The 14286-nt window shown below is 66.0% G+C and carries 12 protein-coding genes; 8 read left to right on the top strand and 4 right to left on the bottom strand.

Going from position 1 to position 14286, the window contains the following annotated elements; translation table 11 throughout:
* Positions 1–7 precede the first annotated feature (7 nt).
* The 4 genes from MP11Mi_RS03390 to MP11Mi_RS03375 all read left to right on the top strand — a co-directional run bounded on the left by MP11Mi_RS03390 (position 8) and on the right by MP11Mi_RS03375 (position 4787).
* Positions 8–2086, top strand: coding sequence for an ATP-binding protein (locus MP11Mi_RS03390; RefSeq protein WP_420040910.1), 2079 nt, complete (start codon positions 8–10; stop codon positions 2084–2086).
* 63 nt (positions 2087–2149) lie between these two features.
* Positions 2150–3307 carry an acyl-CoA dehydrogenase family protein gene (locus MP11Mi_RS03385; RefSeq protein ID WP_420040909.1) on the top strand — a complete coding sequence of 386 codons (1158 nt, stop codon included), beginning with the start codon at positions 2150–2152 and terminating at the stop codon, positions 3305–3307.
* A gap of 80 nt (positions 3308–3387) precedes the next feature.
* Entirely contained in the window at positions 3388–4182 is a 795-nt protein-coding gene (locus tag MP11Mi_RS03380) for an enoyl-CoA hydratase family protein (RefSeq protein ID WP_420040908.1), read from the top strand.
* Positions 4179–4787 carry a TetR/AcrR family transcriptional regulator gene (locus tag MP11Mi_RS03375; protein WP_420040907.1) on the top strand — a complete coding sequence of 203 codons (609 nt, stop codon included), beginning with the start codon at positions 4179–4181 and terminating at the stop codon, positions 4785–4787. The genes MP11Mi_RS03380 and MP11Mi_RS03375 overlap by 4 nt, the downstream gene beginning before the upstream one ends.
* Before the next feature lie 38 nt (positions 4788–4825).
* Here the strand turns inward: MP11Mi_RS03375 and MP11Mi_RS03370 are convergent, their stop codons facing one another.
* Positions 4826–5578, bottom strand: coding sequence for a DeoR/GlpR family DNA-binding transcription regulator (locus MP11Mi_RS03370; RefSeq protein WP_420040906.1), 753 nt, complete (start codon positions 5576–5578; stop codon positions 4826–4828).
* Between the two features lie 164 nt (positions 5579–5742).
* On the opposite strand from MP11Mi_RS03370, the gene gnd reads away from it, so the two are divergent.
* The gene (gene gnd / locus MP11Mi_RS03365) at positions 5743–6639 is read left to right on the top strand and encodes a phosphogluconate dehydrogenase (NAD(+)-dependent, decarboxylating) (protein ID WP_420040905.1); all 897 of its coding nucleotides are present in this window, start codon (positions 5743–5745) and stop codon (positions 6637–6639) included.
* A gap of 58 nt (positions 6640–6697) precedes the next feature.
* Entirely contained in the window at positions 6698–8347 is a 1650-nt protein-coding gene (pgi, locus tag MP11Mi_RS03360) for a glucose-6-phosphate isomerase (protein WP_420040904.1), read from the top strand.
* 113 nt (positions 8348–8460) lie between these two features.
* Here pgi and MP11Mi_RS03355 read toward each other — a convergent pair whose 3' ends face one another.
* The 3 genes from MP11Mi_RS03355 to MP11Mi_RS03345 form a co-directional block, all read right to left on the bottom strand.
* Positions 8461–9573 (bottom strand): NDMA-dependent alcohol dehydrogenase, encoded by a 1113-nt coding sequence (locus MP11Mi_RS03355; protein ID WP_420040903.1) that lies wholly within the window; start codon positions 9571–9573, stop codon positions 8461–8463.
* Between the two features lie 31 nt (positions 9574–9604).
* Positions 9605–11101: an aldehyde dehydrogenase family protein gene (locus MP11Mi_RS03350; protein WP_420040902.1), complete on the bottom strand. Its 1497-nt coding sequence runs from the start codon at positions 11099–11101 to the stop codon at positions 9605–9607.
* 140 nt (positions 11102–11241) lie between these two features.
* Positions 11242–12846 (bottom strand): helix-turn-helix domain-containing protein, encoded by a 1605-nt coding sequence (locus MP11Mi_RS03345; RefSeq protein WP_420040901.1) that lies wholly within the window; start codon positions 12844–12846, stop codon positions 11242–11244.
* Positions 12847–12938: 92 nt separating this feature from the next.
* Between MP11Mi_RS03345 and MP11Mi_RS03340 the strand changes: the two genes are divergently transcribed.
* Complete coding sequence (locus MP11Mi_RS03340) at positions 12939–13283, top strand: hypothetical protein (protein ID WP_420040900.1); 345 nt, start codon at positions 12939–12941, stop codon at positions 13281–13283.
* 43 nt (positions 13284–13326) lie between these two features.
* Positions 13327–14211, top strand: a complete 885-nt coding sequence (locus tag MP11Mi_RS03335; RefSeq protein WP_420040899.1) for an exodeoxyribonuclease III — start codon at positions 13327–13329, stop codon at positions 14209–14211.
* Positions 14212–14286: the final 75 nt, after the last annotated feature.

The following is a 14286-nucleotide window of genomic DNA, read 5'->3' as shown; positions in this document are numbered from 1 at the left end:
GAACTTCATGACACAGACCATCACCTCCGTGCTCGTCGCCAACCGTGGCGAGATCGCGTGCCGAGTGTTCACGACCTGCCGGGCGATGGGGTTGCGCACGGTCGCCGTCTACTCCGACCCGGACGCTGACGCACCGCACGTGCGCATGGCCGATTCGGCTGTCGCCCTTCCTGGTTCGACGTCGGCGCAGACGTACCTGCGACCGGACAAGATCATCGCCGCCGCGCACGTTTCGGGGGCCGACGCCATCCATCCCGGTTACGGATTCCTCTCGGAGAACGCCGAGTTCGCGCAGGCAGTCGTCGACGCCGGTCTGGTGTGGATCGGTCCGCCTGCCGCCGCGATCACGGCGATGGGCTCGAAGGTCAACGCCAAAGCTCTGATGGCGTCCGCCGGTGTCCCAGTCCTCACTGACATCGACCCTGACGCAGTAACCGAATCGGATCTTCCGCTGCTCATCAAGGCGTCGGCCGGTGGTGGCGGCCGTGGTATGCGGATTGTTCGTGAACTCTCGGAGCTGGCCGACGCCGTCGCGGCGGCGCGTCGTGAAGCTGAGTCGGCGTTCGGTGATCCGACCGTGTTCTGCGAGCCCTACATCGAACGCGGTCACCACATCGAAGTCCAGGTCATGGCTGACGACCACGGAACCGTGTGGGCGGTCGGCGAACGGGAATGCTCCATCCAGCGTCGCCACCAGAAGGTGATTGAGGAGGCTCCGGCTCCGCTCGTCGAACGGATCGGCTCGGATCTGCGGGAACGTCTGTACGCGGCGGCTCGGCTGGCCGTGGCCTCGATTGGGTACCGCGGTGCCGGGACGGTGGAGTTTCTAGCCGACGCCGGGAGCGCAGCGAGCGGGTCGAGTGGAGTCGCAGCCGGGAGCGCAGCGAGCGGGTCGAATGGGAAGTTCTTCTTTTTGGAGACCAACACGCGCCTTCAAGTGGAGCATCCGGTTACCGAGTTGACCACCGGCACCGATCTGGTCGCGTGGCAGATCCGTGTCGCCGAAGGTGAGGCGCTTCCCGAACAGGAGCCGGTCGCCGCTGGTCATTCGATCGAGGTCCGCCTGTATGCGGAGGACCCGGCGAACGACTGGCAGCCGCAGTCGGGCACCGTCACGACGTTCGACCTGCCTGCTTCGGCGCGCTTCGAACTGTTGTCGGGGCCGGGTGTGCGCGTGGACTCGGGGATCGCCGACGGCAGCGAGATCTCCACGTTCTATGACCCGATGCTCGCGAAGGTCATCTCGTGGGGGCCGACCCGCGATCGCGCCGCCGCGATGCTGGCCCGCGCATTGAGCGACGCGAAAATCCATGGCGTCGTCACCAACCGCGACATGCTCGTGAACACCTTGCGCGACGAGACGTTCTTGTCCGGGGACACCGACACCGGCTTCTTCGACACCGTCGGACTCGACGTCCTGTCGACACCTTTGGCGTCGCCTGTCGACGTCCGTGTCGCGGCGGTCGCGGCGGCCCTCGCGCAGTCGGCGACCAACCGGTCGACGGCGCGCAGGCTCGGTTCGCTGCCGTCCGGTTGGCGCAACATCCCGTCCGGCCACCAGGTGAGGACGTACACGGTCGGCCGGGACACAGTGAACGGGGGCACAGCAGACGGGGAGGAGATCGTCGCGCGGTATCGGTTCGGCAGGTCGACTGTCGAACTGCCCGACCTCCCGGAATCGACGGTCGTATCGGTGTCGCCCGCCGAGGTCGTCATCGCGACTGGGGGTGTGACCCGCCGCTATTTGGTGTCGGTCAGTACTGATGGGGCATCGGGTGCGGAGACGGTGAACGTCGACTGGCCGGGTGCGTCCGTCGCGTTGGCGCGTGTTCCGCGCTACCTCGATCCGGCGGCTCAGGCCCGACCCGGTTCCCTGCTGGCCCCGATGCCGGGGTCGGTCATTCGGGTCGCGGTGGCCGAAGGTGATGTCGTCACTGCGGGTCAGCCGCTGTTGTGGCTAGAAGCCATGAAGATGGAGCACACGATCAGCGCTCCGTCGGACGGTGTGGTGTCCGTGCTGGCGGTAGAGCCTGGACGGCAGCTCTCCGTCGGCGACGTCCTTGCCGTCATCGCCGAATCTGACTAGGTCGCTTCGCCGCTTGAGCGGAGTCGCGACCGCAACATACTCACAGCAATGAACAGGAACCCCATGACTTTCATCGAAACCGACGAGCGCACCGCATTGCGCGAAGCCGTCCGGGCACTCGCGAACAAGTACGGCCAGCAGTATTTCCTTGACTGCGCCGAACACGATCGCAAGACCGACGAGATGTGGCGTGAAGCAGGCGAACTCGGCTTCATCGGCGTCAACCTGCCCGAAGAGTACGGCGGCGGCGGGGCAGGCATGTATGAGCTGTCGATTGTGATGGAGGAGATCGCGGCAGCAGGCACCGGTTTATTGATGCTTGTCGTGTCGCCCGCGATCTGCGGCAATATCATCGCCAAGTTCGGTACCGACGAGCAGAAGCAGCAGTGGATCCCGGGTCTCGCGGACGGCACCATCACGATGGCGTTCGGCATCACCGAACCTGATGCCGGATCGAACTCGCACAACATCACGACCTCGGCCCGCCGGGACGGCGACGAGTGGATTTTGAACGGACAGAAGGTCTTCATCTCAGGTGTGGACCAGGCGCAGGCCGTGCTGATCGTGTCGCGGACCGAGGACTCTAAGACCGGTCGCCTCAAGCCCGCTCTGTTCATCGTGCCGACCGACGCGCCTGGTTTCAGTTCCACCATCATCGACATGGATTTGAAGAACCCGGAGAAGCAGTTCACGCTGTTCCTCGACGAGGTCCGGCTGCCAGCTGACGCACTCATCGGGTCGGAGGACGCCGCGTTGAGCCAGTTGTTCGCGGGTCTGAACCCGGAGCGGATCATGGCGTCGGCGTCGGCCGTCGGCATGGGGCGTTTCGCGTTGGCGAAGGCCGTCGCCTACGCGAACGATCGCACCGTGTGGAAGGCCCCGATCGGTGCCCACCAGGCGATCGCGCATCCGCTCGCCCAGTGCAAGATCGAACTTGAGATGGCCAAGTTGATGATGCAGAAGGCTGCGACTCTGTACGACAACGGCGACGACTGGGGCGCAGCCGAACCGGCCAACATGGCCAAGTATGCGGCGGGCGAAGCCTGTGTGAAGACCGTCGACCAGGCGGTGCAGACGCTCGGCGGCAACGGTCTCACCGTCGAATACGGGGTGGCTGCGATGGTCCCGTTGTCGCGCCTGACCCGTATCGCTCCGGTGAGTCGCGAGATGATCTTGAACTTCGTCGCCCAGACGAGTCTGGGCTTGCCGAAGTCATACTGAGTTCTGATCTCGACTCCGCTCGCTCAGCCGGTGGGGATTTCGACCGGACGATGCAGCTACCCCACTACCCAAGGACGCCCATGACTGAGGCTCTCGTACGCACCGACGTTGCCGCCGCTGTCGCGACGATCACGCTGGACTCTCCAGACAACCGGAACGCGTTGAGTGCAGTCTTGGTGGCGCAGTTGCAGGCGGCATTGGTGGGCGCGGCGTCCGATGACGCGGTCCGCGCGGTGGTGTTGACGCATACGGGTGGAACGTTCTGCGCGGGCGGCGACCTGAAGGAAGCCCTCGGACGTGGACTGTCCCCGGCGGAGGCGACGGCGGAAGGCACACGGGCGATGATCGAACTGATGGGGACGATGTTGGAGGCGCCGAAGCCGGTGGTCGCCGTCGCAAACGGGCATGTTCGTGCGGGCGGGTTCGGCCTGCTCGGCGCTGCCGATATCGCGCTCGCCGGCCCGAAAGCGACGTTCGCGCTCACCGAGTCGCGGCTGGGGCTCGCGCCGTCGATGATCTCTCTGGTCCTGCTGCCGAAGATGTCGGCACGCGCGTCCGGCCGCTACTTCTTGACCGGTGAGGCGTTTACCCCCGGCGAGGCCGAGGAACTCGGTGTCGTGTCCCGTGCGCTCAGTTCGGTCGATGATCTCGACGCCGAACTCGACAGCATCTGTGCGGGCATCCGTAAGGCGTCGCCGCAGGGTCTGGCCGCGTCGAAGGCCTTGACCACGGCCGGAATTCTCGCCGAGTTCCGCGCGGGCGCGCAGACACGCGCCGCGGAGTCTGCTGCATTGTTCGCCTCCGCCGACGCACGTGAGGGTATGACGGCATTCCTGTCCAGGCGGAAGCCGTCGTGGGATGCGAGCGCATCGTGAACTCGCCGTCGCGTGAACCTCAGCAAGACCGTTCGCGGATCACCCGGGAGCGTCTGCTGGCGTCGGTCGTCGATATTCTCGCCGACCATGGTTGGGCTGCCGCGACAGTCGCCCGCGTCGCCGAGGAGGCTGGCGTCTCACGGGGAGCGGCACAGCATCACTTTCCGACGCGGGAAGCGCTGATCACGGCGGCCCTGGAACAGATGTTCACAGATCTGACGACTCTCGCCGCATCGGAGCCGGGAGAGGACTTTCCGCCGGGCCATGAGCGGATCAGGTATGTGGTCGAACGCGCTGTCGACATCTATGTGGGGCCGAACTTCCGTGCGGCGCTACAGGTGTGGGCTGCCGCCGCATCCGACGGCGCACTCCGTGAACGGATCCTCCCGCTGGAAGCGAAGTTCGCGCGCGCCGCGCACGCGATGACGCTCGCCGGGATAGACCCTGACGGGACCAACCCGAATGCGCACCGGCTCGTTCAGGCCACGCTCGACCTCGCGCGCGGGCTCGGCCTCGCTGGAACGTTGTCGGACGACTCGCGTAGACGCGCGCAAGTGGTCGGGACGTGGGCGGAGCAGTTGACGGCGGCGCTGGGGCGCGACTGAACGACCTACCGGTCGCCCGCGGCCGGGATGCCGCGCGCTTACGCGAATGAGACGGTCGACCCGTAAGCGGCGGCCTGGTCGATCGCCTGCTCGCGGTCGGTGATGATCCGGTCGATCTCGTCGAGCGTCGCCACGCGCGCGAGTGCGCGTGATCCGAACTTGGAGCTGTCGGCGACGACGATCGACCGGTCTGCTGCGCGGATCATGGCCCGTTTGATCGGGATCTCCAGGGTGTTCGTGTTAGTGATGCCTGCGGTGGGGTCGATAGCGTCGGCGCCGAGAAACGCCCAGTCGGCCGAGTAATCGGACATGAAGTCGACGGATCGCTCGCCGACGAGCGTGTACACCGACCCGAGGAGTTCGCCGCCGGTCACGAGAAGTCGAACGCTCGGCAGTGTCGCCGCGTACTTTCCGATGCGCAGGTCATTGGTGATGATCGTGATCTCGTGCTTGTGTCGCAGTTCGAGAGCGATCTGAAATGTTGTGGAACCGCTGTCGAGGACGACAGTCTGGCCGTCGCGGACCTCGGCAGCCGCCGCGCGGGCGATCGCGACCTTCGCGTGCCGTCGCTCGCCTTCTTTGACGGCGTACGGAATGTCGTTCGGCGCCCCGATCGTGCTGCGCGCGCCGCCGTGGGTCCGCTCGGCCTGCCCGGACCGCGCTAGCGCGTCGAGGTCACGTCGAATGGTCGACGCGTCGACGCCGAGATCGCGAGAGAGCGCCGTGGCCTCCAGATAGCCGTCTATCTGGAGTCGTCGCAGTATCTCCCGCCGTCGGTCGTCAGCGGCCATTGAGCACCTCAAGGCGCCGCGGTATGGGTTCACTCATGCGTGAATATTGACATACCTGAACACTAAATGCATGGTTACGTGCACAGGACGCGCGATTTCATGCAATCGTTGTTGATATTCCGTCAATTTGTTGGTGGCCCACATTGTTCCGTGAAGGAGTTCTCGTGAAGATCGGTGTGATCGGCCTCGGCCGCATGGGTGCGAACATGCGTGATCGACTTCGCGCGGACGGCCACACCGTGATCGGCTACGACGCCGCCCCCGGTATCGGCGACGTTGATTCGCTGCACGACCTCGTCGACGGCCTCGCCGTTCCGCGCGTCGTGTGGACGATGGTTCCGGCGGGAGCTCCGACCCGCGGGGTGATCGACGAACTAGCGGACCTTCTAGCCGACGGTGATCTTGTCATCGACGGAGGCAACTCCCGCTTCACCGACGACGAGGTGCACGCCGCGTCGCTCGGCGAACGAGGCATCGCCTACCTCGACTGCGGAGTGTCCGGCGGGGTGTGGGGGAGGACGCAGGGCTACGGACTCATGGTCGGCGGCTCGGCTGCCGACGTCCAGCGCGCGATGCCGATCTTCGACGCACTGCGACCGGACGGTCCGCGCGAGCGCGGTTTCGTGCACGCGGGCCCGACCGGTGCGGGGCACTACGCGAAGATGGTGCACAACGGTATCGAGTACGGACTTATGCAGGCCTACGCCGAAGGCTACGAGTTGCTCGCCGCGGAATCCCGCATTACCGCACCCGACGAAGTGATGCGGGCGTGGCAATCGGGCACCGTGGTCCGCTCCTGGCTTCTGGAACTCCTCGTCGCTGCCCTCGACGACGACCCGGAGTTGGCCGACATCTCCGGGTACACCGAAGACTCCGGCGAAGGGCGGTGGACCGTCGAGGAGGCGATCGGTCACGCCGTCCCGACGCCAGTCATCGCTGCCGCGCTGTTCGCGCGGTTCTCCTCGCGACAGGCACAGTCGCCTGCGATGAAGGCCGTGGCGGCACTGCGCAATCGATTCGGGGGACATCACGTTCACACCGACCCGGAAGCAGAGAAATGATCACACTCGGATATGACACCTCAACAGAACAGTTCGCGCCGAGACTGCGGGAGTCGGCATGAACGTCGCAGACACGTCAGCGTGGGCGTCGCTGAACGAGCACAGCACATCGATCGCCGCGCACAGTATCCGAGATCTTTTCGCGGCCGACCCGGCGCGCGGCACCGCGATGACAGTCACCGCGGGTGACCTGTACATCGACTACAGCAAGCACCGGATCAACGGTGAGACAATGCGCCTGCTGCATCTGCTCGCCCGGGAGACACACATCTTCGAGAAGCGGGACGCGATGTTCCGTGGCGATCGGATCAACGTCTCCGAAGACCGACCCGTCCTGCACACCGCACTGCGCAGGCGTCGCGACGAGAAGGTGTATCTCGACGGACACGACGTGGTGTCCGACGTGCACGCCGTCCTCGACGCGATGGGCGACTTCACCGATCGGGTGCGCGACGGCTCATGGCATGGAGCCGACGGCCGCCCGATCGCGACCGTCGTCAACATCGGAATCGGCGGATCCGATCTCGGTCCGGCCATGGTGCACCGCGCGCTGCGCGAGTACAGCGACGGCCCCGATGTTCGATTCGTATCGAATGTCGATCCGGTCGACCTGCTGTCCACTCTCGCCGACCTCGATCCGGCGACGACGCTGTTCGTCGTCGTCTCGAAGACCTTCTCGACGTTCGAGACGATGGCGAACGCGCACGCAGCCCGCCGGTGGCTGGTGGATGCGCTCGGCGACGGCGCTGTGGCCAAGCACTTCGTCGCGGTGTCGACGAACGTCCAGCTGGTCGCGGAATTCGGCGTCGAATCGTCCAACGTCTTCGGGTTCTGGGACTGGGTAGGCGGTCGCTACTCAGTCGGATCGGCCGTTGGGCTGTCGGTGATGGCGGCTATCGGGCGTGAACGGTTCGCTGACTTCCTCGCCGGCTTTCGAACAGTGGACGAGCACTTCCAGACTGCGCCGATCCATTCGAACGCGCCGGTGATCCTCGGCCTGCTGAGCGTGTGGTACGCGAGCGTGCTCGACGCCGACGCGCGTGCCGTCCTCCCGTATTCGAACGATCTCGCGCGACTACCCGCGTATCTGCAGCAGTTGGCGATGGAATCGAACGGCAAGTCGGTGCGTGGTGACGGCGGACCTGTCGGCGTGCCGACCGGCGAGGTGATCTGGGGTGAGGCGGGCGCCAATGGACAGCACGCCTTCCACCAACTTCTCCATCAGGGAACGCGACTGGTGCCGACCGACTTCATCGGTTTCGCGCAGTCTGGCGACGACTTCGCCTCTCCCGACGGTTCCACGAGCATGCACGAGGTGCTGACGGCCAACATGTTCGCGCAGTCACGGGTGCTGGCGTTCGGAAGAACCAAGGCAGAGGTCATCGCCGACGGTGTGGATCCGCGACTCGCGCCGCACAAGGTGATGCCGGGAGACCGTCCGTCCACCACGATCCTCGGCGCGCGACTCGACCCGTCGACGTTAGGTCAACTGATCGCGCTGTACGAGCACCAGGTGTTCGTGCAGGGCGCCGTGTGGGGCATCGACTCCTTCGACCAGTGGGGCGTCGAACTCGGGAAGGCGTCCGCCGTCGAACTCGCACCGGCACTGGCGGCGGACCGTGGACCGTCCGACGAGATGGACAGTTCGACCGGCGGGCTCGTGGCTGCGTTCTGGAGGGCACAGCCACAGCGCGCAAACGGAGCCTGAACCATCAGATGGCGACCACTGTGATGGGCCCCGACAACGAAACCGCGGACCCACCGGGCCGACAGAGTGTCGGCCAGTGGGCCCGCGTAGTTCGTGCTCCCGGCGGGACTCGTCTACACGGCGTGGTCGATGACGCCGCGGACGTTCAGGCCGTTGCGGAGATCCTCGTATCCCTGGTTGACGTCTTCGAGTGAGTACCGCTTGGTGACGAGCTCGTCGAGCTTGAGTTCACCGGCGTCGTACAGGCGTAGGAGTCGGACGATGTCGTACTGCGGATTCATCGACCCGAACAGGGTGCCCATGATCGTCTTTTGATTGAGCGTGAGATCGGTGCCGGACACCTGCACGGTCAACTTCGTCGGATCGGCGAGGCCGGTGATGACCACCTTGCCGCCCTTGCCGATGATCGCGGTCGCCGCCTGAACGACGGGAACATCGACGGTGCCGACCAGGATCAATGCAGCGTCAGCACCCTGGCCCCAGGTCAGTTCGGTGACCTTCTCCTGGGCTTCTTCGGCGGTCGCGAAGGCGTGCGTCGCGCCGAACTTGAGGGCCTCGTTGCGCTTCATCTCGATCGGGTCGACCGCGACGACGTACTTGCAGCCAGCCGAAACGGCACCCTGCACGGCGTTGATGCCGAGGCCGCCGATGCCATAGATCACCGCGGTGTCGCCCGCCCGGAGGTTGCCCGCGTTGACTGCGGTGCCCCAGCCGGAGGGTACGCCGCAGCCGACGAGCACAGCGGTCTCGAGGGGCAGCCAGTCATCGACCTTGACCACCGAGTGCTGGGAGATGGTCGAGTATTCGGAGAATGTGCCGAGCATGCACATCGCGCCGAAGTCGTCGCCGTTCCCGTGGAAGCGGTACGTGCCGTCGGGCATTGAGCCTTCGAGGATGGTCGCGCCCATGTCACACAGATTTTGGCGGCCCGTCGAACAGTAACGGCAAGTTCCGCAGTTCGGGATGAAGCTGCACACCACGTGGTCGCCGGGCTTCACCTTGGTCACGCCGGGGCCGACTTCCTGGATGATGCCTGAGCCCTCATGGCCGCCGACGATGGGGTAGCGGGGCGGGAGGTCGCCGTCGGTGAGGTGCAGATCGGAGTGGCACAGGCCCGCCGACGTGTACTTGATCAGGACTTCTCCTGCGCCGGGGCCATCGAGTTCGAGTTCCATGATCTCGAACGGCTTGCCTGCTTCGAGGAGCACTGCTGCTTTGGTCTTCATTATGTTCTCGTCTCTTCTGTGTCGGTCGGATTCAGAGTGCGATGTTGACGGACTTGTTCTGGGTGTAGTGGTCGATCGCGGAATCGCCGAGCTCGCGGCCCCACCCGGACTGCTTGAAGCCGCCGAACGGGAGTGCGGTGTCGAAGCCGTTGTACTGGTTGACCCACACCGAACCGGCCTGCACGGCGGCCGCGGTGCGATGCGCCTTGGAGAGGTCCTTGGTCCAGATTCCCGCGGCGAGACCGTAGATCGAGTTGTTGGCGGCTCGGATGACGTCGTCTTCGTCGTCGAACGGGAGAGCGGCGACGACCGGGCCGAAGATCTCCTCCTCGACGATCGAGAACTCGGGCTTCACGTCGACGAACACTGTCGGCTCGATGAAGTAGCCCTGATCGCCCCAGCGCTTGCCGCCCGTGAGTGCTGTCGCACCGTCGGCCAGTCCCTGCTGGATATAGCTGTTGACGCGGTCGAACTGCTCCTGCGACACCAGCGGGCCGAGTTCGGTGGTCGGGTCGAGGCCCGGGCCGATCTTCGACTGTGCGGCGGCGTCCGCGACGGCTTGCGTGAAGTCGTCGAAGATGTCGCGCTGCACGTACATACGTGTCCCGGCGACGCAGCACTGGCCGTGGTTGAACATCCATGCGGCGACGGAGCCGGCGACGGCGGCCTCGATGTCGGCGTCGTTGTAAACGATGTTTGGGCTCTTGCCGCCGAGCTCGAGGGTGACCTTCTTCAGGTTGCCGGTCGCGGCCTGCACGATCTTCTTGCCGACCTCGGTCGAACCGGTGAACGCGACCTTGTCGACGTCCATGTGCGCCGACAGGGCGGCGCCCGCGTCGCCGAATCCCGGAACAATGTTCACCACACCGGGCGGGAAGCCTGCCTCTTCGAACACCTCGCCGAGCATCAGCGCGCTCAACGGGGTCTGCTCGGCGGGCTTGAGCACGACGGTGTTGCCTGCCGCCAGCGCCGGGGCGAGCTTCCACGTGGCCATCAGGATTGGGAAGTTCCACGGGATGATCTGTCCGCACACGCCGAGCGACTCGCGGCGCGTGTAGGCGTGGAACTGCGTGGCGGGGGCGAACGGCATCGACGGCGTGATCGCCGAGCCTTTGATCTTGGTGGCGAGGCCCGCGTTGTAGCGCCACACGTCCGCGGACCAGTTCACGTCGACCCCGGTCGCGATGGCTACGGACTTGCCGTTGTCGAGGGCTTCGAGTTGACCGAACACGTCGGCTCGTTCGCTGAGGATGTCGCCGACCCGCCAGATGAGCCGTTCGCGTTCGTTCGGCTTCATCCGCGACCAGGGCCCTTCGTAGGCCGCACGGGCCGCCGCTACAGCGCGGTCGATGTCGGCCGCCTCACCGTGTGCGACGTTAGTGATGACCTGTCCGGTGGCCGGATCGTGGGTGGCGAATGTACGGCCGGACGCGGCGTCGACCCACTGGCCGCCGATCAGCATCTTGCGGTCCTTCGAGACGAATTCGGCGACGGCGGGGAGAAGTGCCGTGTCCAGAGTCGTGGTCATTGGTGCCTCCTGACGAGAGAGAGTTGTGAAGTGCGCCACTGTGGCGGTGCACTATTTCTCCCATGGCCCGGACGTCGCCGCGTGTACGGAAACTGAACACTCAGAGTGGACAGACGGTGGTCACTCGGCTCCGAGCGGTGTCAGATGCCGAGCGCGCGTATTCGTGCGTACAGCGTGGTGCGGCTGATGCCCAGCGCCGACGCTGCGTGGCTCTTGTTGCCGCGGGCCACGTCGAGCGCGTCGAGGATCGCCTGCCGTTCGGCCTGCTCGAGACCCATCAACTTCGATGCTCTCGTCGACCCGCGGTACTCCTCCGGAAGGTCATTAGCTCCGATCGCGCGCGATCCGCGGGCGAGCGCCGAGTCGACGGCCCGACGCAGGACGATCGTCAACTCGGTGAGGTTGCCCGGCCACTCCTGACAGACCAGTGCGTCCGCGGCATCGGATTGCAACTTCAAGCGGGAATCGATGCGCTGCAACACTTCCTGTCCGATAGACGCCAATTCGGTTGTGCGCTGGCGCAGCGGTGGAAGGGTGATCCGTCGCGTGCAGCAGGCGGTGAGCGCGGCGGCCGGACTCGACAGGGATTCGACTGGCCCGGCGACGATTACCACCGCCGGGTCGGCCGGTCCGCGGCCAGCGATGGCCGCGTGCAGCAGACGCATCGACCGTTCGTCGAGGAGATCGGCCCCGTCGATGATGACGCCGCGACCGGACATTCGGGCCGCGCGCAGAACGGCTGCGACGTCGACCGGCGAACCGTCCAGAATCGATGCGGCGACGTCGACGATCGTCGATTCGTCTGGCGGCACCCGCGTGTAGGCGTGCGTCGTGCGTCCGGTCCCGGTTTCACCGCAGATCGCGGTCGTCGCGGCGATTTCACTCGGGGCCCGGAGGGGTGTGGCGGGGATTGCGTCGTCTATCCGCGGACGTAGCCGGAAGACGGCCGCGTGCCGCACGCCCGGGACCCGGTCGACCGCGACGTCGGCGACTACGCCGGACACCAGGGTGATGGCGGGCGGGGCGTGCCGTTCGCCGACGAGGAGGGCGAGCGTGCCGAAGTCGCCTGGGGCGAGGAGTTGGGCGGCGAGCGAATTGGTGAGTTGGAGGTCGTCGCCGACGGCCGCGACCGCTGTGTCGCGGCGCGCCGACGCGCGTTCGAACGCGGAGACCACAGCGCGGTGGTCGGTGTGAGTCCGGTTGAGCAGGCGTTCGGCGATGTCGTCGACGAGTCCGCGGATCAACGGTACCGACAACGGGTTCACGCGGTCGGCGACTTCGGTCATGCAGATGATGCCTGCGAGACGTCGCGTCGCCGGATGGATGATGGGTCGGCCGAAACAGCTCAGCGACCAGAACTGTTCTAGGTAATGCTCGCCGCCGTTGATGACGACGTCGCCACGCACCTCGGCGGTGGTGCCGAGCGCGGTGGTGCCCATCGCGTCCTCGTCGAAAGCCGCGCCGTGGACGGCGCCCGCGTCCGTCAGCCGACTCTCGAGTGTGGCGTCGGCGGAGACGCGCGCAACCATCCGGCTCTCGCTGTCGACCAGCAGTAGTGCCGTCTCGGTTCCGCTCAGGACCTCGACGGCGCGCGCGAGGACCGGCCGAGCGGCGTCCAGCAGCGGGTCGGCGGAAGCGACGTCGGAGACGTTCGGCACTGGTCGGGAGTCTCGTTGCAGCCCCGACAACGCGGCCCGCTGCCACGATGCCGCGATCACATCACGGTGAGGGAGGGAGGTGGTCACGGGTCCACTGTGGCATGGATTACAGTGCGCCGGTAGCCGTTGCGGCCGTCGCGGACACTGATCCCGTTGGGTGCTGCACGTACGGTGACCGGATGAGGGGGTTCGGGGAATTTCGTGTGGTTTTGAGTGGGGTGGCTGCGGTCGTCGCGACACCGATAGCGGCCGCGTCGACCGCGTTGGTCTGGAAGTTTCCGGTGTTCATGGGCGGCGTGATCGGCGGAGTCGGAGCCACTCTGGGTGCCGCGCTCATCGCCGTCGTCTGGTTGACTATCGGTTCGCTCATGCTCGGATCCATCCTGGTCTACGGCCTGGGAGCGTTCGTCGGCTACAAATTTCGGCGTAGCCCTATCTGGGTCGGTGTCGCTGCAGGGGTCGCAGTCGGTGCGGTAGTAGCGGTCACGTACGCGGTGATCGGGGCGTGCTGCATGGGCGTGTGACCGAGTGCCTAGTCCGAACGATCGCCGGGCTACCGTTGAGCCCATGCGCGTAGCGACCTGGAACGTCAACTCGGTAAAACAGCGTGTACCCCGGCTCCTGCCGTGGCTGGACGAGCGCGACCCGGACGTGGTGTGCCTGCAGGAGACCAAGGTGTCCGACGATGTCTTCGCTGCCGAACTCGGCGACGAACTCGCGGCCCGCGGCTACGAGTTCGCGCACGCCGGGCAAGGCCAGTGGAACGGTGTCGCGCTGCTCAGCAAGGTCGGCCTCGACGATGTGCGGATCGCGTTCCCGGGCGCGCCGGGCTTCCCCGACGCCGACGGCCAACCAGAAGGCCGCGCCGTCTCGGCGGTGTGCGACGGCGTCCGAATCCACTCGCTGTATGTTCCGAACGGCCGCGAAGTCGACGCCGACCACTACCGGTACAAGCTTGCCTGGCTCGACGAGCTGCGGACGTCGATCGTCGATGAAGCGGACGCGACTGTTCTGTGCGGCGATTTCAACATCATTCCGACGGACAAGGACAGCTTTGATCCGTCGGCGTTCGTCGGGCATACCCATGTGACCGGAGCCGAGCGGGACGCCCTCGCCGCGTTCGAGGCGCTCGGTCTGCGGGACACGATGCGCGAACAGTGGCCCGACGAGACGATCTATACATATTGGGACTACCGCGCAGGCATGTTCCACAAGGACCTCGGAATGCGAATCGACCTGATCCTCGCGGGTGGGCCCGTCGCCGATCGAGTCCGAGCCTCGTGGGTGGATCGTAAGGCGCGCAAGGGGACCAAACCGAGCGATCACGCCCCGGTGTTCGTCGACCTCGACACCGCGCCGGACGGGAACGTCGGCCCCGTCGTCCCACCGCCGTCCCGGCCGTCGAAGGTCGCGCCCGGAACGGTCAAGCTGCCGCACACCGTCGCGGACTGATCACCGTCCCGCCGCCTTCCGGGCGGCGGTCGTGAGACAGTGGCACCCTTTCCTGATCGAGGGCAGGCTGGGGGC

Source organism: Gordonia abscondita (assembly GCF_032711245.1).
Lineage (GTDB): Bacteria > Actinomycetota > Actinomycetes > Mycobacteriales > Mycobacteriaceae > Gordonia.
Note: the sequence above shows the minus strand (reverse complement) of the source record. Positions and strands in the feature narration are given on the sequence as shown.